Here is a 25,833-nt window from a genome sequence, read left to right on the forward strand (position 1 = left end):
TTGCTCCGCTATATGGTCGGGCAATGACCCCTGCCGCCCTCACCGACGAAGAACTCGAACGCTATGCCCGCCACATCGTGCTGCCTGAGATCGGCGGCGCCGGCCAGCAGAGGCTGAAGCGGGCGCGAGTGCTGGTGATCGGCGCCGGCGGCCTCGGCGCGCCGGTGCTGGAATATCTCGCTGCCGCAGGCGTCGGCACGCTTGGCATCGTCGACGACGATATTGTCTCGCTGTCCAATCTGCAGCGGCAAGTGATCCACGCCACCGATACGGTCGGAACGGCGAAGACCGAGAGCGCCAAAGCAGCGATCGCCCGGATCAATCCCCATGTCGCGGTGGAATTGCACGATTTCAGGCTGACGGCCGACAATGCTGCCGTTCTCGTGGCGCGCTACGACGTGGTCGTCGACGGCTCCGACAATTTCGAGACGCGCTATGTGGTGGCGGATGCCTGCGCGGCGGAAAAGCGGCCGCTCGTGCATGCCGCCGTCGGCCGCTTCGACGGCTCGGTTACGGTGTTGATGCCGTTCGGCACCGGCACCGACGGCAGACCGAACCCTGGATATCGCGACCTCTTTCCCGAAGCGCCGCCAGAGGGGCTGGTGCCATCCTGCGCGGTGGCCGGGGTCGTCGGTGCGCTGACCGGCGTCGTCGGCACGCTGCAGGCGATGGAAACGATCAAGCTGATCACCGGCATCGGCGAACCGCTGGTCGGCCGGCTGCTGCTCTACGATGCGCTGTCGGCGCGCTTCGACACGATCCGCTACAAGAGAAGCTGACCGCATGGATCAGCCTGCCAGTGTTTTGGTCACGCAGCTCGCCCCCGGCTTCGACCGCTGGGACGAACTGCTCAGCCTGATCATGCGCGCCTTTGCACCGATGGACGGCGTCATAGACCCGCCCTCCTCGGCACATCTGCTGAACGCCGGAAACCTCAGGGACAAGGCTGGCCGAGAGACCGTGTTGCTGGCCCTGCAGGATGACAGGATCGCCGGCTGCGTTTTCGCGCTGGAGAGAGCCGATGATTTCTACATCGGCAAGCTCGCCGTCGAACCTGAGCTTCAAGGGCAAGGCATCGGCAGGCGGCTGATGCAGGCTGTCGAATTTCTCGCCCGCAGCCGGAACAAACCGGCCATCGAACTGCAGACGCGAATCGAACTGACCGTAAATCATGCAACCTTTGCCGGTCTCGGCTTTCGCGAGACTGAACGCACCGCGCATGACGGCTATGACCGGCCGACCTCGATCACCTTGCGCAAGGAGTTGGCGTGAGCCTTGCACTCAGCTCACAGGAGCAGACAGTCGCCTCCGGCCATGACGGGGCGGCGATGGCGATGCGCATCGTTGCCGAAAGCGCTGCGCTGCTCGGCGCGCCGCGACTGATCCCGATCGCCTCGACGCATATAGACGGCGCGCTCTATCACGGCGATTCCGGCACGCTGTTTGCCGAAAGGCTGGTCGATGGCGGCGCCAGGGTCGCGGTGCGCTCGACGCTCAATGTCGGCGCGCTCGACCTGATGGGCTGCTCGCGCGTGCGCCTCGAAGAGCCGGCGCGCGGCATGGCGCGACGAATGATGGAGGCCTACCGCAAACTGGGCTGCGAGCAGAGCTGGACCTGCGCGCCCTATCAGGCCGGCCACAGGCCAGCGCTTGGCAGCGATGTCGCCTGGGGTGAATCCAACGCGGTGGTGTTCTGCAATTCGGTGCTGGGGGCACGCACCAACCGCTATGGCGACTTCCTCGACATCGCCTGCGCCATATCGGGCCGCGCGCCGGATTACGGCCTGCATCGCCCCGAGAACCGGCAGGCACGGCTGGTGTTCGATGTGTCCGGCCTCTCCGCCTCGTTCCTTGGTTCGGAGATCGCCTGGCCGGTGCTGGGCAACCTCTACGGCCGTGAGGTCGGCAACGCGGTCGGCGTCGTCACCGGCATATCCAGCCATCCCGGCGAGGATGCGCTGAAGGCCTTCGGCGCGGCGGCGGCATCGTCGGGCGCCGTCGGCCTGTTCCATATCGCTGGGGTAACGCCAGAAGCGCCCGACGCCGAGACCATCCTGGTGGGCGGCAGGCCGGAAACGATGATCCGCGTAACGCCGGAGATGGCCATGAAGGCCCGCGCCGGCCTGTCCACCGCAGCCACGCAGACCGCCATCGATGCCGTGGCGATCGGCAGTCCGCATCTGTCTTTGGCCGAATTCGATGCACTTGAGCGGCTGATTGGCGGGCGGCGGCTCAGCGTGCCGATTTACGCCTGCACCGGCCGCCACGTGCTCACCAGGCTGGAGCAGAACGGCAAGCGCAAGATGCTCGAAGCCAGCGGCGTCATCATCGTCGCCGACACCTGCGTGGTGGTGACGCCGATCCTGCCGAATCTGGCCGGCGGCGTGCTGATGACCAATTCGGGAAAATTCGCGCACTACGCGCCGGGCAATACCGGTTACGCCGTGCTTTACGGCTCGCTGGCCGACTGCGTGGAAAGCGCGGTTGCCGGTAAGCCCAGGTTTACGGATATCGCCGCATGAGCGCCGTCGCTGAAATCCTGGTGCCGGGCAGCGGAGGCGAAGGGCTGGCCTTGGTGCTGATGGCGCCAATCAGCTTCTGGGGTGGCGTCGATCCGAAGAGCGGCCGCATCGCCGATGTCCGTCACCCGCAGCATGGCGAGACCATTTCCGGGCGTGTGCTGTTCCTGCCCGGCACGATCGGCTCGTCCTCAGCGTCAGCCGTGCTGATGGAACTCGTCCACAATGGCCATGCGCCGACGGCACTCGTGCTGCACGAGCCGGACGCGATCCTGCTGCTTGGCTTGATTGTGGCCAGGGAAATGGGCTGGCCGACGCCGGTAGCGCTCAGGCTCAGGCGCGACGCTTTTGAGGCCTATCGCGGCAAGCGTGTGAGTGTCGCGGCGGATGGCGCCCTCACAACCGCATCCTGAACGCGGCCCGCTTCAAGTCCGTAGCGGCAGCACGCGGTCCGGCGGCCGGTGGCCGTCGAAGAAGGCGCGGATGTTGATGATCACCTTCTCGCCCATGTCGATGCGGCCCTCGATCGTCGCAGAACCCATATGCGGCAAAAGCACGACTTTGTTCTTGGCGGCAAGCTTCAGCAGTTTCGAGTTCAGCGCCGGTTCGTGCTCGTAGACGTCGAGGCCGGCGCCGGCGATCTTGCCGTCCTGGATCAGCTTGACCAGCGCTTCCTCGTCGATGATGTCGCCGCGCGCGGTGTTGACCACATAGGCGGTGGGCTGAAGCAGAGCTAGGCGCCGCGCCGAAAGCAGATGAAAGGTCGCCGGCGTCGACGGGCAGTTGATCGAGATGATGTCCATGCGGGCAAGCATCTGGTCGAGGCTTTCCCAATAGGTCGCCTCCAGCCCTTCCTCGACCGCCGGCAGCACGCGATGGCGGTTATGGTAGTGGATCGACAGGCCGAAAGCCTTGGCGCGCCTCGCAACCGCAGTGCCGATGCGGCCCATGCCGACGATACCGAGGCGCTTGCCCCAGATGCGCCGGCCGAGCATCCAGGTCGGCGACCAACCGGCCCATTTCTTGTCGCTGGTGAGCACATTGGCGCCTTCGGCCAGCCGCCGCGGCCCGGCCAGCATCAGCGCCATGGTCATGTCGGCCGTATCTTCGGTCAGCACGTTCGGCGTGTTGGTGACGGTAATGCCTTTCTTGGCCGCCGCCGCCACATCGATCTTGTCGACGCCATTGCCGAAATTGGCGATCAGCTTGAGATTGTCGCCGGCCTGGGCAATCAGCGCCGCATCGATCTGGTCGGTGATGGTCGGCACCAGCACATCGGCTTCCTTGATCGCCGCGACCAGCTCCGGCTGCGTCATCGGGCGGTCCTCGACATTCAGCCTGGCGTCGAAGAGTTCGCGCATGCGGGTCTCGACCGGATCGGGCAGCTTGCGCGTGATGACGACGAGAGGCCGTTTTTTGCCTGCCATTGTTTCCTCGAACCCGATCTCGTTGAGACCTCTTTAACCAAGACAGGCGAAACTGAATACCGGTCGCGGTGCCTGCCACTCCTGTAACAAGCGGTGCCGCCGAAGACAAAGAAAAAGGGGCGCCCGGGCCAAAGGGCACGCGCCGAAAGGAATGAAAGTGTCTGGTTTCGCGTCGCTTCGCCTGATCCTCAGCGCAGCGCTTCTCGGCGCTCTCCTGCATTTCCCGCAAGCCGCGGCGCAAGGTGCCGCCGCACCTGTGCAGACGGTCACGCTCGGGCCGAGCGGCCTGCCGCTGCCGCGTTTCGTCAGCCTGAAATCGGCTCGCGTCAACTCGCGCGTTGGGCCCGGCGCCAACTATTCCGTCGACTGGATGTACACAAAGGCCGGCCTGCCTATGGAGATCATCCAGGAATTCGATACCTGGCGGCGCGTGCGCGATGCCGATGGCTCGGAGGGTTGGATCAACCAGTCGCTGCTGTCGGGCCGCCGGACCGCGATCGTCGCCCCCTGGCAGCGCACCAAGGGGGGCCGAATCAATCTGCTCGACGATGCCGACAAGGACGCCAGCGTCATCGCCATCATCGAGCCGGGCGTTACGGGCACGATCAAAACCTGCGATGGCCAGTGGTGCGAAATGACCTTCGACGGCCACACCGGCTGGATCGCCCAGTCGCAGGTGTGGGGCGCCTATCCCGGCGAGCACGTCAAGAATTGAGATTGCTGGAGGCCTAACGGCCGATACGGCCGAGATGGGTGTCCCGAAAACCGGCCGACAGTTTGAGACCGTAGCCGAGCGCGCGGTCGACGGCGATGTGGATGATCCAGATCAGACCAATCGCGGTCGCCGTCGAATTGGCCAGAACATATCCGGCGAGCGCCAGCAACAGCGGGACGATCAATATGTGCAAGGCATTGTAAGCGACAGCGCCGATCCGTGCCCCGGCGAGATAGCCCAGCATCGACAGGTCTGGCGCCAGGATAAGCAGGGCGAACAGCCACCAGGAAACGCCTGACGCGGCATAGGCGACTATAGCCACGACCGCGACCGCAACCCATTCGAGCCGGATTGCAAAATCGACAGGTTTCACGGGTTGGGGCTTAAACGCTGCGTTTCGGGCGCAGCCTCACCACGATGTCGACATTGGCGATCTCCATACCTGCGGGTGGCTCCGGCAGGTTGGAGACGGTCACCGGACCGCTTTCTATATCGAAGATCCTGTTTTCGCCTTCGATGTAAAAATGATGGTGATCGGAGGTGTTGGTGTCGAAATAGGTCTTGGACCCCTCGACCGCCAGGATGCGCAGCAGGCCGGCCTGGGTGAACTGGTGAAGCGCGTTGTAGACGGTGGCGAGCGAGACCGGCACGCCGGCGGCGACCGCCTCTTCATGCAGTTCCTCGGCCGAAAGGTGGCGGTCGCCCTTGGCAAACAGCAGATCGGCCAGCGCAATGCGTTGGCGTGTCGGCCTGAGGCCGGCTTCGCGAACCCGCTTGTCCACAGCGACATTTTCCTTCCGGCAGCCCAGATCCATCTATCCGTCCAAGCCCACAGTTCTGCCTCAAGACACGCCCAGAGTGGCGAAAAAACGTCATCAACCGAAACTGGATACCTCCCGACATATATTCTGTTGGCGGAATACGATCAATAGAGCGACGTGCGTCCAGTTGGACGCACTAAGTGCGCTCTATTGCTTTTTTGGCGTCGCATCGTGCTTTCCGGAATCGAGATCGATTTCGGGCCGATGCGAGAGCGCGCATTGACCCGGGCAGACGGGCGGGTTAAGCGCAAACGCCGGTTTCCGGACCGAAAGGGATTGTGTTAGGAAACCAACGACAAGGGCGCCCCACCGCCCGGGACATTATGGGGACGAGACATATGGCGGGTTCGAAATCCAGCTACGGTTATGAGGAATTGCTTGCCTGCGCCCGCGGCGAGCTGTTTGGGCCTGGCAACGCCCAGCTGCCCTATCCGCCGATGCTGATGTTCGACCGCATCACCGAGATCAGCGAGACCGGCGGCGCCCACGACAAGGGCTTCATCCGTGCCGAATTCGACATCAAACCGGACCTGTGGTTCTTCGCCTGCCATTTCATCGGCAATCCGATCATGCCGGGGTGCCTGGGCCTTGACGCCATGTGGCAATTGACGGGTTTTTACCTCGGCTGGCTCGGCGAGCCGGGCAAGGGCATGGCGCTGTCGACCGGCGAAGTGAAGTTCAAGGGGATGGTGACGCCTTCGGTCAAGAAGGTGGAATACGGCATCGATTTCAAGCGCGTCATGCGTGGACGCCTGGTGCTCGGTATCGCCGATGGCTGGCTTAAGGCCGACGGCGAACCCATATACACTGCGACGGACCTCAAGGTGGGGCTGTCCAAGCAATCGGCCGCCTGACCGGCGCCACTGCAGCGGCGCGTTCTTCCGAGACGCAACGCCGCTGCGGCATTTTGATTTTGCGTATGATCGCCGGTGAAAACCGACTAGGTTTCGGGATCATCCGCTGGAAGGAGTTGCGAATGAGAAGGGTCGTCGTCACAGGCCTCGGCATCGTATCGTCGATCGGCAACAACGCCAACGAGGTGCAATCCTCGCTCCACGATGCCAAATCAGGCATCAGCTTCTCCGATTCCTTCGCCGAACACGGCTTCCGCTGCCAGGTCTGGGGCGCGCCGACGCTCGACCCGACCCCTATGATCGACCGGCGTGCCATGCGCTTCCTGAGCCAGGGCGCGGCCTGGAACCATGTCGCGATGGATCAGGCGATCGCCGACGCCGGGCTTGGCGAAAGCGACATCACCAATGAGCGCACCGGCATCGTCATGGGCTCGGGCGGCCCCTCGACCCGCACCATCGTCGAGGCGGCCGAGACCACGCTCAAGAACAACAGCCCCAAGCGCATCGGTCCGTTCGCGGTGCCGAAGGCGATGTCGTCGACCGCGTCGGCGACGCTCGCCACCTGGTTCAAGATCCACGGCGTCAACTATTCGATCTCGTCGGCCTGCTCGACCTCGGCGCATTGCATCGGCAACGCCTACGAACTGATCCAGTGGGGCAAGCAGGATGTGATGTTTGCCGGCGGCCATGAAGACCTCGACTGGACGATGTCGGACCTGTTCGATGCCATGGGCGCGATGTCGTCGAAGTATAACGATCGTGCGCCGACAGCTTCCCGCGCGTATGACGCCAATCGCGATGGCTTCGTCATCGCGGGCGGCGCGGGCGTCCTCATCCTGGAGGAGCTCGAACACGCCAAGGCGCGCGGCGCCAAGATCTACGCTGAGATCGTCGGCTATGGCGCGACGTCGGACGGTTACGACATGGTGGCGCCGTCGGGCGAAGGCGCGGTGCGCTGCATGCGCCAGGCTCTGGCGACGGTGTCCACGCCGGTCGACTACATCAACACCCACGGCACCTCGACGCCGGTCGGCGATTCCCGGGAAATGGGCGCCATCCGAGAGGTGTTCGGCGAGAAGATGCCGTTCATCACCTCGACCAAGTCGCTGACCGGCCATTCGCTGGGTGCCGCCGGCGTACAGGAATCGATCTACTCGATCCTGATGATGCAAGGCGGCTTCATCGGCGAGAGCGCCCATATCGAAAACCTCGATCCCGAATTCGAGGGCATGCCGATCGTGCGCAAGCGCATCGACGACGCCAGGATCGACACGGTTTTGTCCAACTCGTTCGGCTTCGGTGGCACCAACGCAACGCTGATTTTCCAGCGCTATTCCGCATAAGGCCAGCGTTTTTTTGTAGGGGGATTGCCGGCCATGGACGGACTGATGAAGGGCAAGCGCGGGCTTGTCATGGGCGTCGCCAACGATCATTCGATCGCCTGGGGCATCGCCAGGAAATTGTCCGAACACGGGGCGGAGCTTGCCTTCACCTATCAGGGCGACGCCTTCGGGCGCCGCGTCAAGCCGCTTGCCGAGAAGCTTGGCGCGTCTCTGGTGGTGCCCTGTGACGTCGAGGACAGCGCATCGGTCGCCGCAACCTTCGAGACGCTCGGCAAGGAATGGGGCGGGCTCGACTTCGTCGTCCACGCCATCGGCTTTTCCGACAAGAACGAGCTCAAAGGGCTCTACGCCGACACCAGCCGCGACAATTTCGTCCGCACCATGGTCATCTCCTGCTACTCCTTCACCGAGGTCGCCCGCCATGCCGCCCCGCTGATGAGCGAAGGCGGCGCGATGATCACGCTGACCTATGCCGGCTCTGTCCGCGTCATGCCGAACTACAACGTCATGGGCGTCGCCAAGGCCGGGCTGGAAGCCAGCGTGCGCTATCTCGCCAACGATTATGGCCCGCGCGGCATCCGGGTGAACGGCATATCGGCGGGACCGGTGCGTACTTTGGCCGGCGCCGGAATCTCGGACGCCCGCCACATGTACTCCTACCAGCAGCGCAACTCGCCGCTGCGCCGCACGGTGACCATCGACGAGGTCGGCGGCTCGGCGCTCTATCTTTTGTCCGACCTCTCGTCAGGCGTCACCGGCGAAATCCATTATGTGGATTCCGGCTATCACATCGTGTCGATGCCAACCCTGGATGAGTTGAAGCAGACCGACAGCGTACGCGATTAACTCACCAGTAAAATTAGATGCATCGGCGGAAACTCATTTTAAGGAGATATCCGCTAGAAGTCTTATGGGCTTGGGCTCTGCGCGTTCTTGCTGGGCGCAAAGGATGCTTTAGCCTTTATGAATTTGCGCGTGATATTTCCCGAAAGTCGAGTTGATTTCGGGATCATGCGACAGGGACTGAGCAATGCCTGCTGTCAGCAACCCGAAGCGAACACCTGTGTTCCGGCTGCTCACCGTCGCCAGTTCGGGCCTTGGCAGTTTCATCCTTGGGCTTTGGGGCCTCCGGCATGGTTTCGGGGACGGCTTTGCCGGCATGCAGGCGGAAACCATGATCGGCATCGCGTCGGCGCTATGCGCGCTGGCCGCCGCCGGTGCTGCCTTGTCCTTCTTCGCCGGCGTCGATGAATCGGTGGACTACGTTTTCAACGAAACCCATTTCGACAAGCTGACCGGGCTTTTGGCGCGGCCGGCGATGGTCGGCAGGATCGCCGACGCGGCGTCCGCGACGATCAGGACCGGTGAGCCGGTGTTCCTCATCGACATCGACATCGACCGCTTCAAGCAGATCAACGACGCCATCGGCTACAGCCATGGCGACGAACTGATCCGCGGCTTCACCAAGCGGTTGAAGGCCTGCATGCCCGAAGGCGCGGTGATGGGGCGCATCGGCGCCGGCGAGTTCGCTATCCTTGTCTGGGAACACCAACTCCAAAGCTCGATGGAAAGCACCGTCGAAACCATGATCGAGGAGATGCTGAAGCCGTACCAGCTCGATTCTCACCTGCAGTCGGTCGGCCTGTCGGTCGGCATCGTGGCGATGCCAAAGGATGGCGTCGATCCGGTCCTCATCCTGCGCCGCTCCAACCTGGCGCTGCAGAATGCCCGCGCCGGCGGCGTGGGCAACTGGTCGGTCTTCCATTCCGACATGGGCCAGGTCGCCGACTACCGCCACTGGATTGAATCCGAACTGCACATCGCCTTCGACCGTGGCGATTTCGACCTTCATTACCAGCCGCAGTTCGACCTGCCGACCGGCCGTATCGTCGGCTACGAGGCGCTGATCCGCTGGAAGCACCCGGAACGCGGCATGATCCCGCCGATGGAATTCATTCCGATCGCCGAAGAGACCGGCATGATCCACCCGATCGGCAATTGGGTGCTGAACAAGGCCTGCAGCGATGCCCGTCATTTGCCCGAGGACTGCTTCGTTGCCGTCAACATCTCGCCGGTCCAGTTCATGACCAAGGATTTCGTCGGCATCGTGCGCGATACGATGGCCAGCACCGGCATCAAGCCGTCGCGGCTGGAGCTCGAAGTGACCGAGACGGCGATGATGCAGGACCGCGACCGCGCCGCCATCATCCTGCAGCAGCTTGCCGACATGGGCATTTCGGTGGCCGTCGACGATTTCGGCACCGGCTATTCCAATCTCAGCTACCTGATCGACTTCGCCTTCGGCAAGCTGAAGATCGACCGCTCCTTCGTCAGCCGCATCGACACCGATTCGAATTCGGGCGCCGTCGTCTCTACCATCGTCGGCCTGTCGCGGGCGCTCGGCGTCGGCATCATCGCCGAAGGCGTCGAGACCGAGAACCAGGCGACGCTTTTGCGAGCAGCTGGTTGCGAGATGGTGCAGGGCTATCTGTTCGGCAGGCCGGCGCCGCTCAAGATCAAGCCCGGCGATATCAGAGCGACCGTTCCCGTCCACGAGCCGGCGCGCATCGTCAGCATGCATTGAGGCGACCGGCACCGTCCTATCGGCGCGCGGAGAAAACCTTGAACATGCCGTCGCGGGCGAGCTCGGCATGGCTGGAGAAGACGGCCTTCAGAACCGGTTCGTAAGGCAGCTGACGGTTCGCCACCATGAACAGCCGCCCGCCCGGCTTCAGCGCCTTGCCCGCCGCCTGGATCATGCCGGCGCCGATTTCCGGCTCGGCCGCCCGGCTGCGATGGAAGGGCGGGTTCATGACGATGGCATCATAGCGCCGCTCGACCGGCTCGCTCAGCAGATCGGTCCAGAAGAAGCCGGGCTCGAAGCCTGTCTGGCCGATATTGCCCTTGGCCGCCTCAAGCGCGTCGAAATCCGCTTCGTAAAGGTCGAGCCCCGTTATGCCGGATGAACGTGCCGCGACCTCGGCGGCGACATAACCCCAGCCGGCGCAGAAATCAGCAATGTTGCCGCGCAGGTCTTTGGGCAGGTTGTCGACCAGAAGTTTCGAGCCGGCGTCGATCCGGTCGAAGGAGAACATGCCAGGCGCGGTACGGAAGCGGTCCTCTACGACCAAGGCGGGATTGGCGACGCGCAGTTTTTCCGCAGGCGCCAGATCGGCCGGACGGCGAAGCCAGAAGGCGATGCCGTGATATTTCGGCAGATGCCCTTCGATCGGAACAAGCTCGTCGATGCGCTTGCGCAGGCTGGCGATGCCTTCGTCCTTGCCGCCGGCGACGACGATCAGACCGCCAGGCGTGACGCGTTCGATCGCCTCGGCAATACGCATCTCGTTTAGCCCACGATGGCGGCCGGCAAGCACGAGCGCTGCATCGAATGCATCGCCTTCCGCGCGCGGCGCTACCTTGTGACCGGCACGCTCCAGCGCTCGGAGATGCGGCCGGAAACCCTGTGCAAGATGGAGCTCTGCCTCGAAGCCTTCCGGCAAGCGGAAGCCGGGCTCCGCACCCAGGAACAACACACGCTCGCCCTTTTGCGGCAGAGGGAGCCCCTCGGCCTCGAAGGGATGGAACAGTGTCTTCAGCGGCTCAGCGGCCATTCTTCGATTCTCATGTCGTAGACGGGTATTAAACGAAAACGGGCGCGACATAAGCCGCGCCCGTTCAACTCTATTGTCAGACCACTCAGGCGGCGTTTTCTTCGCCTTCGGCCTTCTTGTCGCGGGCGATTTCCTTGCCGGTGGCCTGGTCGACGACCTTCATCGACAGGCGGACCTTGCCGCGCTCGTCGAAGCCCATCAGCTTGACCCAGACCTTGTCGCCTTCCTTGACGACGTCCGAGGTCTTGGCGACCCGGTCGTTGGCAAGCTGCGAGATGTGGACGAGGCCGTCACGCGGACCGAAGAAGTTGACGAAAGCGCCGAAGTCGGCGGTCTTGACGACCGTGCCTTCGTAGATTTCGCCGACTTCCGGCTCGGCGACGATGGTATGGATCCACTTCTTGGCCGCCTCGATCTCCTTGGCGTTCGACGAAGCGATCTTGACCGTGCCGTCGTCCTCGATGTTGATCTTGGCGCCGGTCTTCTCGACGATCTCACGGATAACCTTGCCGCCGGAGCCGATCACGTCGCGGATCTTGTCGGTCGGGATGTGCATGACCTCGATGCGCGGTGCGAACTCACCGAGTTCGGGGCGGGCGCCGGTCAGAGCATGCGCCATCTCGCTGAGGATATGCTGGCGGCCATCCTTGGCCTGGTCCAGCGCGATCTTCATGATCTCCTCGGTGATGCCCTCGATCTTGATGTCCATCTGCAGCGAGGTGATGCCGCTTTCGGTACCGGCGACCTTGAAGTCCATGTCGCCGAGGTGATCTTCGTCACCCAGGATGTCGGACAGAACCGCGAAGCGCTCGCCTTCCTTGATCAGGCCCATCGCGATACCAGCAACCGGCTTGGCCAGCGGAACGCCGGCATCCATCAGCGCCAGCGATGTGCCGCAGACGGTGGCCATCGACGACGAACCGTTGGACTCGGTGATCTCCGAGACGACGCGCAGCGTGTAGGGGAACTGGTCCGCGCTCGGCAGCATCGGACGGATAGCGCGCCAGGCGAGCTTGCCGTGGCCGATTTCGCGGCGGCCCGGCGAACCCATGCGGCCGGTCTCACCGACGGAGTAGGGAGGGAAGTTGTAGTGAAGGAGGAACTTCTCCTTGTACATGCCGGTCAGCGAATCGACATACTGCTCGTCCTCGCCGGTGCCCAATGTGGCAACCACAAGCGCCTGGGTCTCGCCGCGGGTGAACAGCGCCGAACCGTGCGTGCGCGGCAGGACGCCGACTTCCGAGACGATCTTGCGGACAGTCTTGAGGTCACGGCCATCGATGCGCGAACCGGTGTCGAGGATGTTCCAGCGCACGACCTTGGCCTGGAGTTCCTTGAACACCGAACCGATCTGCTCGGAGGTGTACTTGGCGTCTTCGCCTTCGGCCGGAGCGAACGCTGCCTTGACCTTCGCCTTGACGGCGTCGACGGCGGCGTAACGCTTCTGCTTATCGACGTTCTTGTAGGCATTGCTGAGCTCGTCGCCGACGATCTTCAGCATTTCGGCTTCAAGCGCGGAGTAGTCCGGCGCTGTGAAATCGCGCGGCTCCTTGGCGGCAACTTCGGCCAGCTTGATGATGGCGTCGATCACCGGCTGGAAGCCCCTGTGGCCGAACATGACGGCGCCGAGCATCAGCTCTTCGCCGAGTTCCTTGGCTTCGGACTCGACCATCAGCACGGCGTCGGCGGTGCCGGCGACAATGAGGTCGAGCCTGGATTCCTGCATCTCGTCGACATGCGGGTTGAGCACGTATTCGCCGTTGATGTAGCCGACGCGAGCGCCGCCGATCGGGCCCATGAAGGGAACGCCCGACAGCGTCAAAGCGGCCGAGGTGGCGACGATCGACAGGATATCGGGATCGTTCTCGAGGTCATGCTGGACGACGGTGACGACGATCTGGGTGTCGTTCTTGTAGCCGTCGGCGAAGAGCGGGCGGATCGGGCGGTCGATCAGGCGGGAAACCAGCGTTTCCTTTTCGCTCGGACGTCCCTCGCGCTTGAAGTAGCCGCCCGGGATCTTGCCGGCGGCGTAGGTCTTTTCCTGGTAGTTGACGGTCAGCGGGAAGAAATCGAGGCCTGGCTTCGGCTCCTTCATCGAAACGACGGTGGCGAGAACCTTGGTTTCGCCATAGGTCGCAAGCACCGCGCCGTCAGCCTGACGTGCGATCTTGCCAGTTTCCAGGATGAGCGGACGGCCGCCCCATTCGATTTCCACTTTGTGGTAGTTGAACATATCTTGTCCTTAGTAAGCGGAAAGGGCCGCGCCGTTTCACGGTGCGCGGATGCCCTTTCCCTGGCTTCCTTTCTCGGGCAGCCACGGGCAAGACAACGGGAAGCTCGGGTAGATTCGGCGCTGGTTAGCGCACGAGCGTCCTGCAATCCTGCCCCATGACCGTCCATGGGCGGTTTCGAGTGGCCTCTGCACGCTCGAAACCGGGTCTGGCCAATCGATGCGACTGGCAGAATGCGCGACCGGCGGGCTCTCCTTCGAAAGCCCGCCGGTCAATTCGTCAACGGCGCAGACCGAGCTTCTCGATCAACGTCTGATAGCGCGCGTCATCCTTGCGCTTGAGATAATCAAGCAGGCTGCGGCGCTGGGAGACGAGAGCGAGCAGACCACGGCGGGAATGGTTATCCTTCTTGTGGTCCTTGAAGTGGTCGGTCAGGTTCTTGATGCGCTCGGAAAGGATGGCCACCTGGACTTCCGGAGACCCGGTATCGCCCTTGGCGGTTGCGAATTCACCCATCAATTCCTGTTTGCGCTCGGCAGTAATCGACATCGTGTTTTTCCTTATCTGTTTGAGGAAACGGGTCGCCCTTAGCCGGGATGTCGTCCAGCAGGGGCCGGTGCAAGCAAAGCGACATGGCGCGATGCTGCGGCGCATATAGGGCAATTCCCCGGAAAACACCAGCCCATTCATAAAGCCGGCTTGTCGCAGCCCTTTGCTCGGGAATCCAGGATTCCCCTGACACCTGAAGCTTACAGCCACTTCTTGCTTTTGAAGAAGACGATCAGCCCGACAGCAACGGCCAGCATGAACAGCAGCGAAGCCGGGTAGCCATAGTAGGCTTTCAGTTCCGGCATGTTCCACGGCGAGCTCTCGGGATCGAAATTCATCCCCCAGATACCGACCAGGAAGGTTAGCGGCATGAAAATCACCGAGACGATGGTGAGATAAGAGATCACATCGTTGGTGCGCGCCTGGCTCAGCGACAAATGCATTTCGATCAAGCCGGTCAGCATATCACGCTGGTTCTCGACCAGCTCGATCAGCCGCAATGCGTGGTCGAGCGTGTCATTGAAGAAGATTTTCGTCTCCGGCTTCACATAGGGCACGTCGTTGCGGATCAGCGTCGCCAGCGCGTCGCGCATCGGCCACAGCACGCCCTTGAGCACATTGGCGTCGCGCCGCAATTCGTGCAGCTGGCGCATCTGATGCTTGTGAGGCGTGTTGAGCATCTCGTCCTCGATGCCATCGACCTCCTCGCTAGCGGCCTCAATCGGCGGGAAATAGCTGTCGACGATGGAATCGATGAGCGCATAGGCCAGATAGTCGGCGCCGCGCATCCGCAAGCGGTTGGGCAACGCTGCGGCGATGCGCTTGCGCACGGGGTCGAACGGATCGCCTTCGCGCTCCTGGAAGGTGACGACGAATTTCTTGCCGAAGAACACCGCGATCTGCTCATAGCGATGCACCTTGACGTCGTCGATCATGCGCATGACGACGAAGGCGTGGTCCTCGAAGAAGTCGACCTTCGGCCGCTGGCCGGTGTTGACGACATCTTCCAGAGCCAGTGGATGCAGGTTGAAGATCCGGCCGATCTCCTCGATCAGCTGGATGTTGGCGAGACCGGTGCAGTCCAACCAGACGACCGGCCAGTTGTCGCAATGGGTGTTGAGATCGTCGATGCTGGCATCGTTGATGGTCTTGAATTTTTCAGGCGAAATCAGCGTCAGCCGCAGCTCGGACCGTCGCGCCGCCGGATCGGCGATCAGCGTGCCGGGCGAGGCGCCAACCGGCGGCCGGCGCGTTGTCACTGGCGCCCGCTTCTTCACCGCCTCAGCCTTTGCCATGTGCCCCTCGGATGTGACGTCGACGTAAGACTAGACGAGAGTGGTCAGCCGACAAAGACCCGCTTCGGCTTGAACATGCCTTGCTCGATGGCGCCGATGGCGACAAGCTTGCCGCGCGCGGTGGCGCAGGCTTCCTCGGCTTCCACGGGCGCGTCGCGGCCGCGGATGATGACGGGATTGCCAAGGCGGATCTTGGTCGCCGCTTCGTCGCTGATGGCGATCTGGGGCAGGCAGTCGAGCGCGGCGGCCGTGTCGACAAGCAGCGCATCGATGGCGCCAAAGTCGATCGGCGCGTCGGAAACATCGGCGTCGCCCTCTTTGTCAGCTTCGCGCTGTTCGCCGAAACGGGCGGCTTCCAGTTCGGCGACGGTGACGAAATCCTCCTGGGTGAACGGCTCGACCTCGACCCTGCGCAATTCGGCGATGTGGCCGAAGCAGCCGAGGTCGCGGCCCATGTCGCGGGCCAGCGAGCGCACATAGGTGCCTTTGCCGCATTCGACCTCGAACGAAGTGTGGTCGGCAGCGTGCTCGACGATGTCCAGACGGCCGATCTCGATCTCGCGCGCGGGGATGTCGACTGTCTCGCCCCCACGGGCGAGATCGTAGGCGCGTTCGCCTGATATCTTGATGGCCGAGAATTGCGGCGGTGTCTGCATGATGACGCCGGTGTAGTTCGGCAGCAGCGCCCTGACATCGTTTTCCGCCGGACGGCGGTCGGAACTTTGCGTCACCGGGCCTTCGAGATCGTCGGTCGAACGCTCCTCGCCCCAGGCGACGGTGAACCGGTAGATTTTGGCGCCGTCCTGCACATAAGGCACGGTCTTGGTTGCCTCGCCGAGCGCGATCGGCAGCATGCCAGAGGCCAGCGGGTCGAGCGTGCCGGCATGGCCGGCCTTTTCTGCCTGGAAAAGCCATTTGATCTTGGAGACGGCTTCGGTCGAACCCATGCCAACCGGCTTGTCCAGCACCACCCAGCCGGAGATCGGCCGTCCCTTCTTCTTGCCGCGGCGCCCCACTATTTCTCGTCCTTGTCGTTGTCTTCGCCATCGGCACCCAAGTCTCGCGCGACTTCGGGCGATTTCAGCAAATCGTTGATCCTGGCGAAATTGTCGAAGGACGTATCGAGCTTGAAGCGGAACTCCGGCATGAACTTCATCTGGCGGAGCGCGCCGGAGACGCGGCCACGGACGAACTTCGCATGCTTGTTGAGCGCGTCGATGACCGCACCCGTGTCCTTGGCGCCGAGCGGCGAAACGAAGGCCGTTGCGACCCTCAGATCAGTCGACATGCGCACTTCCGAGACCGAAACCACGGTGTTCTCGATCAGCGGGTCGATAATCTCGCCGCGCTGCAAGGTTTCCGACAGCGCATGGCGCACCTGTTCGGCGACGCGAAGCATGCGCTGGGATGGGCTGGAGGCGGTTGGACGGGGCATTTTTCTCAATCCGGAAAGCGTGAGGCGCGGGATGGGACCGTGCCGCATGTCTCATACTTGTTTCTATGCATATCGTTTATCCCGCACTTTTGGGCGACAGGCATTAAAGTTAGGGCGGCAGTCTTTCGACCACCGCCCGGTCGTATCGACAGTATACGAACTCAGAGCGTCCGGGTCACCATCTCGACGCGGAAGCACTCGATGATGTCGCCAACGCGCATGTCCTCGTAGTTCTGGAAGGCCATGCCGCACTCCTGGCCGCCCGGAACTTCCGCGACTTCGTCCTTGAAGCGCTTGAGGGTCTTCAGCGTGCCTTCATGGATGACGACGTTGTCGCGGATCAGGCGCACGCCCGCTCCACGCTCGACCTTGCCTTCGGTGACACGGCAGCCGGCGATCTTGCCGACCTTGGTGATGTCGAAGATCTCGAGGATCTCGGCATTGCCGATGAAGGTCTCGCGGCGTTCCGGCGACAGCAAGCCGGAAAGTGCTGCCTTCACATCATCGACAAGGTTGTAGATGATCGAGTAGTAGCGGATTTCGATGCCCGCGGCCGCCGCGGCCGCACGTGCCTGCACGTTGGCACGGACGTTGAAGCCGATGATCGCGGCCCCCGAGGTCTCCGCCAGCGACACGTCGCTTTCGGTGATGGCGCCGGCGCCGGCATGAACGATGCGCGCACGCACCTCGTCGGTGCCAAGCTTGTCGAGAGCGGCGTTGATCGCCTCGATCGAACCCTGCACGTCGCCCTTGATGACCAGCGGGAATTCCTTCAACCCGCTCGTCTGCAGCTGCGACATCATCTGTTCGAGCGAGCCGCGCTGGCCGGCATGGCGAGCCACTGCCTTCTCGCGCGCCAGACGCTGGCGATATTCGGTGATCTCGCGGGCGCGGGCCTCGTTGTTGACGACAGCGAAGCGGTCGCCGGCTTGCGGCGTGCCCTGCAGGCCGAGCACCTCGACCGGCATAGCCGGCGGCGCCTCCTTGATCTGCTCGCCACGGTCGTTGACCAGAGCGCGCACCCGGCCCCACTCATTGCCGGCGACGAGGATGTCGCCCGGCATCAAAGTGCCGGTCTGCACCAGTACGGTGGCGACGGGGCCACGGCCCTTGTCGAGCTGGGCTTCGATGACCACGCCCTCGGCGGTACGGTCCGGATTGGCCTTGAGGTCGAGGATTTCGGCCTGCAGCAGGATCGCTTCCAACAGCTTGTCGAGGTTGGTGCCCTTGGTCGCCGACACTTCGACGTCCAGCACTTCACCGCCCATCGATTCGACGAACACCTCATGGCGCAGCAGTTCCGACCGCACCTTCTGCGGATCGGCATCATGCTTGTCGATCTTGTTGATCGCCACGATGATCGGAACGCCGGCCGCCTTGGCATGGCTGATCGATTCGATGGTCTGCGGCATGACGCTGTCGTCGGCCGCCACCACCAGGATGGCGATGTCGGTCGCCTGAGCGCCGCGGGCGCGCATCGCCGTGAAGGCGGCGTGACCGGGCGTGTCGATGAAGGTGATCTTCTGACCGTTCTTCTCGACCTGGTAGGCGCCGATATGCTGGGTGATGCCGCCGGCTTCGCCGGAGACGACATTGGCATTGCGGATGGCGTCGAGCAGCGAGGTCTTGCCGTGGTCGACATGGCCCATGATGGTCACGACAGGCGGCCGCGACACCAGGTCCTCGGCATTGTCGGCAATGTTGAACAGGCCTTCCTCGATGTCGGACTCGGCGACGCGGCGGACCGTGTGGCCGAATTCGGTGGCGACCAGCTCGGCCGTGTCGGCGTCGATGATGTCGCCCGGCTTCAGGATCTGGCCCTGCTTCATGAAGTACTTGACCACATCGACAGCGCGCTCGGACATGCGCTGCGCCAGTTCCTGGATGGTGATGGTTTCAGGCAGGATCACTTCGCGCATAACCTTCTCGCGCGGCTCATTATGCATCGCGCGCTTGAATTTTTCCTGGCGGCGACGCATCGACGACAGCGAGCGGGCGCGCGCGTCCTCGTCGGAAAGCGCCGTGTTGAGGGTCAGTTTGCCGCGACGACGGTCTTCCTCGGCCTTGGTCGGCTTGGCCGGGCGCGCCACTTCGGGCGTAACCGGACGGCGTACCGGGGCGCCGGCGGCGGTGCGCTTCGGCTTGACCTCTTCCTCGTCGTCCGATGCCACAAGCTCGGCAGCCTGCGGCGCGCGGCGGCGCGCTTCTTCCTCGGCGCGGCGGCGGGACTCGGCCTCGGTCTGCAGGCGGGCTTCTTCCTCGGCCTGACGGCGCGCGGATTCCTCGCGCTCGCGCTTGCGGCGTTCCTCATCCTCGTTGCGGCGCTTGGCCTCTTCGATGGCGCGTTGGCGGTCCTCGACGTCGCGAACCTTGGAGCCTTCGAGCGCCCTGCGGCGCGCTTCCATTTCATTGCGCGACAGTTCGTTCAGCACCATGCCGCCGCGTTCGGCCGGCGGCGGCGGAGGCGGCGCCTTGGGCGCTTCCTGCACGACGGGGGCTGCCACTACCGCGGGCTTGGGCGTAAATACGGGTGCAGCCACCGGCTCCGGCTTGTCGCCGGGCATGGAGAATTTGCGCTTCTTGATCTCGACCTGGACCTGCTTGGTGCGGCCATGCGAGAAATTCTGTCGCACGACGCTCTGCTCGGTACCGGGGCGCTTCAGCGTCAAGGTCTTCTTCGGTGTAACACTCAACGTCTTGTCGTCGCCCGATTTCGTATCGCTCATTCCATATCCTCTGCAGCATCATCTTCGTCAGCAACGGCCGCAAGCATTGCCAGATCGTCGGGGGTTCCGCCCCGATATCGGTCGAGCGCAACCATGCGCCTCTCAACCGCCTTGCCCGCGTCTCCCGCGAGAACGGCAGCATGTATCACATTTGTACCCCCCAATGCCAAGCTCAACTCGGCCTCGGAGAAAAGTTTGTAGGCAAGGACTGCCGGCCCGCCGAGGTGGACAGTTGCCCGCCGCGCCTGACTGATCTTGCGCACGCCATCGTCGGATGCCTCGGTCGCGTGGAGCACGAAAAGCGCCAACCCCGAGCGCACCGCGCTCTCGACCTTGGTTGCGCCGAGTGCGATCGAGCCAGCCTTGCGGGCAAGGCCAAGCATACCCAAAGCGGATCGTGCAAGCAGTCCGTCGACCATGCCGCCGAGATCGGGCGGCACGACGACCTGCGCCTTGAAGGCGCGGGCAAACAAGTTCTTCGCCGCCGCCTTGTCGATATGTAGGCGGTCGGCGCTCACCCAACAACCACGGCCGGGCAGATTTCTCTTCAGGTCAGGAACGACGGCCGAATCCGGGCCGACGACGAAACGGATCAGCTCATCCGGCTCGGCTTGCTTGCGCGTGACGATGCAGGTGCGATCGTTCATCTCGTCCTGGGGCGGGTTGTGTGCGATGCGGTTTCACCTCACGCACCAACGGCTTCGTCAGCCGGGACCTGTTCGGCTGCAAGCTCGTCTTCGGTGATCCAGCCGGCCTTGAGGCGGGCTGCCAGAACCATCTGCTCGGCGTCGGCGCGCGACACGCCGTGATTGGCGAGCACACCCGGGAATACCTTGGTCTCGCCGTCCTTGCGTTCCTTCCAGCCGGTCAGGTCGTCGGCGGCATAGCCGGCGAAATCCTCGATCGTCTTCACGCCATCCTCGCCGAGCGTCACCATCATGGCGGTGGTGACGCCAGGGATCTCGCGCAGTTCGTCGGTGACGCCCAGCGCCTTGCGCTTGTCGTCATGCTCGGCTTCGATCTTCTCCAGATATTCGCGGGCGCGGGTCTGGATCTCCGAAGCGGTGTCTTCGTCGAAACCGTCGATCGAGGCGATCTCGCCCGAATCGACGTAGGCAACTTCCTCGACGCTGGTGAAGCCTTCGGAGGCCAACACCTGGCCGACCATCTCGTCGACATCAAGGGCTTCCATGAACAGCGACGAGCGTTCGACGAATTCCTTCTGGCGGCGCTCAGACTCCTCGGCCTCGGTCAGGATGTCGATGTCCCAGCCGGTGAGCTGCGAGGCAAGACGCACGTTCTGGCCGCGACGGCCGATGGCCAGCGACAACTGGTCGTCGGGAACCACCACTTCGATGCGCTCGGCATCCTCGTCGAGCACCACCTTGGCGACTTCCGCCGGCTGCAGCGCGTTGACGATGAAGGAGGCGGCCGAAGGCGACCACGGAATGATGTCGATCTTTTCGCCCTGCAATTCGCCGACCACGGCCTGGACGCGGCTGCCGCGCATACCGACGCAGGCGCCGACCGGATCGATCGACGAGTCACGCGAAATGACGGCGATCTTAGCGCGCGAGCCTGGGTCGCGGGCGACCGACTTGATCTCGATGATGCCGTCATAGATTTCCGGCACTTCCATGGTGAAGAGCTTGGCCATGAACTGCGGATGGGTGCGCGACAGGAATATCTGCGGGCCGCGCTGTTCGCGGCGCACGTCGTAGACATAGGCGCGGACGCGGTCGCCGTACTTGTAGTTTTCGCGCGGGATCAGCTCGTCGCGGCGGATAATCGCCTCGCCACGGCCGAGATCGACGATGACGTTGCCATATTCGACGCGCTTGACGGTGCCGTTGACGATCTCGCCGATGCGGTCCTTGTATTCGTCATACTGGCGGTCGCGCTCGGCCTCGCGCACTTTCTGCACGATGACCTGCTTGGCTGACTGGGCGGCGATGCGGCCGAAATCCATTGGCGGCAGCTGTTCGGCGATGAAGTCGCCAAGCTGGGCGTCCGGATTGCGCTCGCGGGCCGAGGAAATGGCGATCTGGGTGGCGTAGTCGTCGACCTTCTCGACCACTTCCATCAGCCGCTGCAGCTTCATCTCGCCGGTGTTGGCGTTGATGTCGGCGCGGATGTTGGTTTCCTGGCCGTAGCGCGAGCGCGCGGCCTTCTGGATCGCATCAGCCATGGCGGCAATGACGATCGACTTGTCGATCGACTTTTCACGCGCCACCGCGTCGGCGATCTGCAGCAGTTCAAGTCTGTTGGCGCTTACAACCATCTTATTTCTCCCGAGCTTGTTGCCGAGCTTTTAGGCCCGGCCGCTCATCATAGTTCCTGTTCGATTTCGTCTTCCGCGCCGCCTTCAGCACCTTCGGGTGCATCATCAGCTTCGCCGCGGCGTTTCTTGGCTTCCTTGCGTTCCCGGTTGTCCTTCGAAAGGGCATCGCGAATAAGGTCGTCGGTGAGGATCAGCCGCACATCGGCGATCGCGTCATAAGGAATGCGAACCGTCGGCTCTTCGCCGTAGGCGGCCTTGTCGCGCTCGAGCAGCATGTCGTCTTCGCCGGCTTCGGCGATCTTGCCCTTGAAGCGCTTGCGGTCGGCGACCGGCACCGAGGTTTCCATCTTCACCAGATGGCCGGTCCAGGTGACGAAATCCGACTTGCGTACCAGCGGCCGGTCGATGCCCGGCGACGACACTTCGAGATGATAGGCCTTCTCGATCGGGTCATCGACGTCGAGCGCCGGCGACACAGCGCGGCTGACCTCTTCGCAATCCTCGACGGTCATGGTGCCGTCCTCGCGTTCGGCCATGATCTGCAGCGTCAGGCCGTTCTGGCCCGACAGATGCACCCGCACGAGGCGGAAGCCAATGCCTCGCAACACCGGCTGAACGATCAGCGCGATGCGCGCATCGATACCGCTTTCGCGGATGATGCGGTCGTCGGCTTCGCTTGCCGTTGCAGTCATGCGGTTCCTGTCGTTCTCTGGATCAGGATGATCGTCGTCCCGAACCATCTCTTTGCTGATGGCTGACCGGCAGGTAATAAAAAAGAGCGGGACCGGGTGGACCCACTCTTCGTCATACCGACCAAGAATTTGAGGCTGATATAGACGATCCCGGCCGGTGTTTCAAGTCTGTTGACGGGCCGGGCAGAGTGCAGCCGGGGACGGCTGGCAGGATTGCGCGCGGCGCATGCCGGCTATGCGGTAACGGCCCTGTGATCCCGGATTTCACATCCCTATCTATGTTGCACTGCACAAATCAAAGATGAGCGCGCGGTGGCGCGCGAAAGGTCAAGACAATGAGCAACCGTACCGTGTTTTCCGCCATAGGCGACGCCTTTGCCCTGTTCGGCAGCGCCGTTGCCGCCTCGCGGGCCGTCGAAGCCGGCCGCAAGCCGCGCGCCAACGATCTGCGCCGGCTCGGCATGGACCCGACCGCTTTCGGCAAGATCGGCCGTTTCTGAAGCCAGACCGGCTGTTGATGCGGGACACTTTCCCGCATCGAACTATTTTCTGATGAAGGTGAGATAGGCCGGCCGTCGGCCCTCGCGAATGGCTTTCGCCTCGTAGCGTGTGCCCGGCCAGCCTTCATAGGGCCGATGCCAGTCGGCCCCACCTTGCGCCTGCCAGAGGAGCGCGCCATGCGCCCGACAGTGCAACAAGGTCCAGTTCACATAGGTGTCGATGTCGGATGCGAAGCGGAATTTTCCGCCCGGCTTCAGCACGCGCGCGAACCGATCGAGGTTGAGCGGGCTGACGAAACGCCGCTTCCAGTGCTTTTTCTTCGGCCAGGGATCGGGGTAGAGCAGATCGATGCCGTCGAGCGACGCCTGCGGCAACCAATCGAGCAGGCGCGTGGCGTCGTCATCATAAACGCGAAGATTGGCAAGCGGCTTTTCCCGCACCGCCATCATCAGCTTGGCCATGCCGTTGACGAACGGCTCGACACCGATGAAGCCGGTCGCCGGTGCCTCCGTGGCACGGTGCAGCAGATGCTCACCGCCGCCGAAGCCGATTTCCAGCCGAACCGTTGAAACATCCGCTGAGAATAGCGCGCGCAATTCTGCCGGCGCCTGGACGGAGAGGTCGAGGCCATAGGCCCCAAGACCGCTTTCCAGCGCCGCCGCCTGCTGCGGGCGAATGGTCTTGCCGTGCCGGCGGCCGAAGAACCCTTCGGTCGCGCGGCTCCGCCTGTCCTGTGGATCCATGGCCTGGTCGCGCGCCGCGCTTAGATTGAGATGAGATTTGGGATTGAGATGAGATTTGGCTGAAATCTCATCTCAATCTAATCCTTTGTTGGAGCACGATCTTTTCCAAAAAACCGGTACCCACTTTTTCGAATCATGCCTAAGCAGCGATCGCGTCCTTGAGCGCCTTGGCCAGATCGGTCTTTTCCCAGGAGAAGGACCCGTCTCGGCCGGCCTTGCGGCCGAAATGGCCGTAGGACGAGGTCTTTGCGTAGATCGGCTTGTTGAGGTCGAGATGCCTGCGGATGCCGGATGGCGACAAATCCATCACCGTGCGCAGCGCTTCCTCGAGCTTGGCCTCGTCGACCTTGCCGGTGCCGTGCAGGTCGACATAGACCGACAGCGGCTGGGCAACGCCGATGGCGTAGGACAGCTGGATGGTGCAGCGGTCGGCGAGCTTGGCCGCCACTACATTTTTGGCGAGATAGCGCGCCGCATAGGCGGCGGAGCGGTCGACCTTGGTGGTGTCCTTGCCGGAGAAGGCGCCGCCGCCGTGCGGGGCAGCACCACCGTAGGTGTCGACGATGATCTTGCGGCCGGTCAGGCCGGCGTCGCCGTCCGGTCCACCGATGACGAACTTGCCCGTCGGGTTGATGTACCACATGCAATCGTCGGCGATCTTGAGGTCGCCGAGCGCCTCACGGATGTAAGGCTCAACGACCTTGCGGACCTTCTTGGAATCCCAGGTCGCGTCGAGATGCTGCGTCGACAGCACGATCTGCGTCGCTTCGGCGGCTTTGCCATCGACATAGCGAACGGTGACCTGGCTCTTGGCGTCGGGTCCGAGCTTGCCGGCTTCGCCGTTGTTTTCGTGACGGGCAGCGGCGAGCAGTTCGAGAATCTTGTGGCTGTAATAGATCGGCGCCGGCATCAGGTCCGGGGTCTCGCGGCAGGCATAGCCGAACATGATGCCCTGGTCGCCGGCACCCTCTTCGCCCTGGCGGTCGGCGGCGTTGTCGACTCCCTGGCCGATGTCGGGCGACTGGCCGTGCAGCAGAACCTCGATCTTTGCCGTCTTCCAGTGGAAGCCGGCCTGCTCGTAGCCGATTTCGCGGATCGCCTTGCGGGCGACCGACTTGAACTTGGCCGGGTTGACGACCGAATGCCCGGCGGCGTCCTTGAGGATGTTGCCGGCTTTGTCCCGCTTCAGCAGAGTATCGGGAACCCTTACTTCGCCGGCGATGACGACGCGGTTGGTGGTTGCGAGCGTCTCGCAGGCGACGCGGACTTTCCACGGGTCCATGCCGGTCTTCTTGGCCTCGCGATAGACCAGATCGACGATCTCGTCCGAGATGCGGTCACAGACTTTATCGGGATGACCCTCGGCCACGGATTCCGAGGTGAAGAAGTAGTTCTGCCGCGTCACGGGTGTCCCCTCTTGAAAAAAAGATCGGCAGGGCTGCCGATTTTGGCGCGCCACGTGTTAACGGTGCCGGGCGCCGCTCGTCAAGCGGTGCCGCGGTTCTGGCATGAGTGCCGCAGCAATATATCTTGTACCACCGGCGGCTTGGCGCCGCCGGCAGTCGAGCCTCTGGGCTACTCGGGCCCGGGGGATTACTGGGGCCAATGGGTCAATCGACCCACCGAATCACTCGGCATCTTCGGCAGAAAGGGACTTCACAAGGTCGATAATCCGGCGGCGCACCTTCACATCCGCGATCTTGACGAACGCGCGGTTGAGCTGAAGCCCTTCCGGACTGCCGCAGAATTCGACGGCGAAAGCCATCGAAGTGTCCTCGGCAAATCCTCTATTACCCACCGGCTCCTGCCCTGGCGCATCCTCGAAAAAGAAGGCGACAGGCACGCTGAGTATCGAGGCTATTGCCTGCAGACGGCTGGCGCCGACGCGGTTCGTTCCTTTTTCATATTTTTGGATCTGCTGAAACGTAATACCGAGATTTTCACCAAGCTTTTCCTGGCTCATTCCAAGCATATTGCGCCGAAGGCGGACGCGACTTCCGACATGGATGTCGATCGGATTCGGTTTCTTCTTGTTTTCTTCTGTCATTTTTTCCTCGCCGAATTTTTCCGGCCTTTTCTATTTTTCT

Annotated in this window: 26 protein-coding genes; 10 read left to right on the plus strand and 16 right to left on the minus strand. The window is 63.0% G+C overall.

The window, feature by feature from the left end; genetic code table 11:
- Positions 1-23 precede the first annotated feature (23 nt).
- Genes NKI15_RS06235 through NKI15_RS06250 form a run of 4 tightly spaced genes read left to right on the plus strand, consistent with a single transcriptional unit; the run spans position 24 to position 2,932 of the window.
- Positions 24-779 (plus strand): molybdopterin-synthase adenylyltransferase MoeB, encoded by a 756-nt coding sequence (locus tag NKI15_RS06235; RefSeq protein ID WP_023703473.1) that lies wholly within the window; start codon positions 24-26, stop codon positions 777-779.
- Between the two features lie 4 nt (positions 780-783).
- Positions 784-1,272 carry a GNAT family N-acetyltransferase gene (locus tag NKI15_RS06240; RefSeq protein ID WP_023703474.1) on the plus strand — a complete coding sequence of 163 codons (489 nt, stop codon included), beginning with the start codon at positions 784-786 and terminating at the stop codon, positions 1,270-1,272.
- Positions 1,269-2,522 carry an aconitase X gene (locus NKI15_RS06245; protein ID WP_023703475.1) on the plus strand — a complete coding sequence of 418 codons (1,254 nt, stop codon included), beginning with the start codon at positions 1,269-1,271 and terminating at the stop codon, positions 2,520-2,522. Before NKI15_RS06240 ends, NKI15_RS06245 begins: the two co-directional genes overlap by 4 nt.
- Positions 2,519-2,932: an aconitase X swivel domain-containing protein gene (locus NKI15_RS06250; protein WP_023682001.1), complete on the plus strand. Its 414-nt coding sequence runs from the start codon at positions 2,519-2,521 to the stop codon at positions 2,930-2,932. Before NKI15_RS06245 ends, NKI15_RS06250 begins: the two co-directional genes overlap by 4 nt.
- A gap of 12 nt (positions 2,933-2,944) precedes the next feature.
- Here the strand turns inward: NKI15_RS06250 and NKI15_RS06255 are convergent, their stop codons facing one another.
- Entirely contained in the window at positions 2,945-3,946 is a 1,002-nt protein-coding gene (locus tag NKI15_RS06255) for a 2-hydroxyacid dehydrogenase (protein WP_023703476.1), read from the minus strand.
- A gap of 157 nt (positions 3,947-4,103) precedes the next feature.
- On the opposite strand from NKI15_RS06255, the gene NKI15_RS06260 reads away from it, so the two are divergent.
- Positions 4,104-4,661: an SH3 domain-containing protein gene (locus tag NKI15_RS06260; protein WP_023703477.1), complete on the plus strand. Its 558-nt coding sequence runs from the start codon at positions 4,104-4,106 to the stop codon at positions 4,659-4,661.
- Positions 4,662-4,674: 13 nt separating this feature from the next.
- Here the strand turns inward: NKI15_RS06260 and NKI15_RS06265 are convergent, their stop codons facing one another.
- Positions 4,675-5,034, minus strand: a complete 360-nt coding sequence (locus tag NKI15_RS06265) for a DUF4260 domain-containing protein (RefSeq protein ID WP_023703478.1) — start codon at positions 5,032-5,034, stop codon at positions 4,675-4,677.
- A 10-nt stretch (positions 5,035-5,044) separates the two neighbouring features.
- Positions 5,045-5,476, minus strand: coding sequence for an iron response transcriptional regulator IrrA (irrA, locus tag NKI15_RS06270; protein WP_023688734.1), 432 nt, complete (start codon positions 5,474-5,476; stop codon positions 5,045-5,047).
- A 344-nt stretch (positions 5,477-5,820) separates the two neighbouring features.
- Between irrA and fabA the strand changes: the two genes are divergently transcribed.
- The 4 genes from fabA (at position 5,821) to NKI15_RS06290 (ending at position 10,263) form a co-directional block, all read left to right on the plus strand.
- A complete protein-coding gene (fabA, locus tag NKI15_RS06275; protein WP_023703479.1) occupies positions 5,821-6,336 on the plus strand; it encodes a 3-hydroxyacyl-[acyl-carrier-protein] dehydratase FabA in 516 nt (171 codons plus the stop codon).
- 122 nt (positions 6,337-6,458) lie between these two features.
- Positions 6,459-7,679 carry a beta-ketoacyl-ACP synthase I gene (gene fabB, locus NKI15_RS06280; protein ID WP_023699465.1) on the plus strand — a complete coding sequence of 407 codons (1,221 nt, stop codon included), beginning with the start codon at positions 6,459-6,461 and terminating at the stop codon, positions 7,677-7,679.
- Positions 7,680-7,712: 33 nt separating this feature from the next.
- On the plus strand, positions 7,713-8,525 hold the full coding sequence (gene fabI / locus NKI15_RS06285) for an enoyl-ACP reductase FabI (protein ID WP_023669564.1): 813 nt from the start codon (positions 7,713-7,715) through the stop codon (positions 8,523-8,525).
- Between the two features lie 184 nt (positions 8,526-8,709).
- Positions 8,710-10,263, plus strand: coding sequence for a putative bifunctional diguanylate cyclase/phosphodiesterase (locus NKI15_RS06290; RefSeq protein ID WP_352514528.1), 1,554 nt, complete (start codon positions 8,710-8,712; stop codon positions 10,261-10,263).
- A 16-nt stretch (positions 10,264-10,279) separates the two neighbouring features.
- On the opposite strand, the gene NKI15_RS06295 is transcribed toward NKI15_RS06290, so the two are convergent.
- From NKI15_RS06295 to rimP, 10 genes are all read right to left on the minus strand, one after another.
- Positions 10,280-11,293, minus strand: coding sequence for a class I SAM-dependent methyltransferase (locus NKI15_RS06295; protein ID WP_023732439.1), 1,014 nt, complete (start codon positions 11,291-11,293; stop codon positions 10,280-10,282).
- Positions 11,294-11,378: 85 nt separating this feature from the next.
- Positions 11,379-13,526 (minus strand): polyribonucleotide nucleotidyltransferase, encoded by a 2,148-nt coding sequence (pnp, locus tag NKI15_RS06300; RefSeq protein WP_023732440.1) that lies wholly within the window; start codon positions 13,524-13,526, stop codon positions 11,379-11,381.
- Between the two features lie 277 nt (positions 13,527-13,803).
- Positions 13,804-14,178: a 30S ribosomal protein S15 gene (gene rpsO, locus NKI15_RS06305; RefSeq protein WP_280790898.1), complete on the minus strand. Its 375-nt coding sequence runs from the start codon at positions 14,176-14,178 to the stop codon at positions 13,804-13,806.
- 95 nt (positions 14,179-14,273) lie between these two features.
- On the minus strand, positions 14,274-15,368 hold the full coding sequence (gene corA, locus NKI15_RS06310; RefSeq protein ID WP_023682006.1) for a magnesium/cobalt transporter CorA: 1,095 nt from the start codon (positions 15,366-15,368) through the stop codon (positions 14,274-14,276).
- Between the two features lie 44 nt (positions 15,369-15,412).
- Entirely contained in the window at positions 15,413-16,384 is a 972-nt protein-coding gene (gene truB, locus NKI15_RS06315) for a tRNA pseudouridine(55) synthase TruB (protein ID WP_023746681.1), read from the minus strand.
- Positions 16,384-16,803, minus strand: coding sequence for a 30S ribosome-binding factor RbfA (gene rbfA / locus NKI15_RS06320; RefSeq protein ID WP_023669558.1), 420 nt, complete (start codon positions 16,801-16,803; stop codon positions 16,384-16,386). Before rbfA ends, truB begins: the two co-directional genes overlap by 1 nt.
- 161 nt (positions 16,804-16,964) lie before the next feature.
- The gene (infB, locus tag NKI15_RS06325; protein ID WP_023669557.1) at positions 16,965-19,529 is read right to left on the minus strand and encodes a translation initiation factor IF-2; all 2,565 of its coding nucleotides are present in this window, start codon (positions 19,527-19,529) and stop codon (positions 16,965-16,967) included.
- The gene (locus NKI15_RS06330) at positions 19,526-20,176 is read right to left on the minus strand and encodes an RNA-binding protein (RefSeq protein ID WP_023669556.1); all 651 of its coding nucleotides are present in this window, start codon (positions 20,174-20,176) and stop codon (positions 19,526-19,528) included. The genes infB and NKI15_RS06330 overlap by 4 nt, the downstream gene beginning before the upstream one ends.
- Positions 20,177-20,214: 38 nt before the next feature.
- Positions 20,215-21,810 (minus strand): transcription termination factor NusA, encoded by a 1,596-nt coding sequence (gene nusA / locus NKI15_RS06335; RefSeq protein ID WP_023669555.1) that lies wholly within the window; start codon positions 21,808-21,810, stop codon positions 20,215-20,217.
- Positions 21,811-21,857: 47 nt separating this feature from the next.
- Entirely contained in the window at positions 21,858-22,502 is a 645-nt protein-coding gene (gene rimP / locus NKI15_RS06340) for a ribosome maturation factor RimP (RefSeq protein ID WP_023669554.1), read from the minus strand.
- A gap of 335 nt (positions 22,503-22,837) precedes the next feature.
- Between rimP and NKI15_RS06345 the strand changes: the two genes are divergently transcribed.
- Positions 22,838-23,002, plus strand: coding sequence for a hypothetical protein (locus NKI15_RS06345; RefSeq protein ID WP_023669553.1), 165 nt, complete (start codon positions 22,838-22,840; stop codon positions 23,000-23,002).
- Between the two features lie 42 nt (positions 23,003-23,044).
- On the opposite strand, the gene trmB is transcribed toward NKI15_RS06345, so the two are convergent.
- From trmB to NKI15_RS06360, 3 genes are all read right to left on the minus strand, one after another.
- Positions 23,045-23,746 (minus strand): tRNA (guanine(46)-N(7))-methyltransferase TrmB, encoded by a 702-nt coding sequence (trmB, locus tag NKI15_RS06350; protein WP_023688742.1) that lies wholly within the window; start codon positions 23,744-23,746, stop codon positions 23,045-23,047.
- 139 nt (positions 23,747-23,885) lie between these two features.
- Positions 23,886-25,151, minus strand: coding sequence for a methionine adenosyltransferase (metK, locus tag NKI15_RS06355; RefSeq protein ID WP_023669551.1), 1,266 nt, complete (start codon positions 25,149-25,151; stop codon positions 23,886-23,888).
- A gap of 222 nt (positions 25,152-25,373) precedes the next feature.
- On the minus strand, positions 25,374-25,793 hold the full coding sequence (locus NKI15_RS06360) for a helix-turn-helix domain-containing protein (protein ID WP_023669550.1): 420 nt from the start codon (positions 25,791-25,793) through the stop codon (positions 25,374-25,376).
- Positions 25,794-25,833 lie beyond the last annotated feature (40 nt).

It is taken from the genome of Mesorhizobium sp. M0862, from assembly GCF_040319795.1.
Taxonomy (GTDB): domain Bacteria; phylum Pseudomonadota; class Alphaproteobacteria; order Rhizobiales; family Rhizobiaceae; genus Mesorhizobium.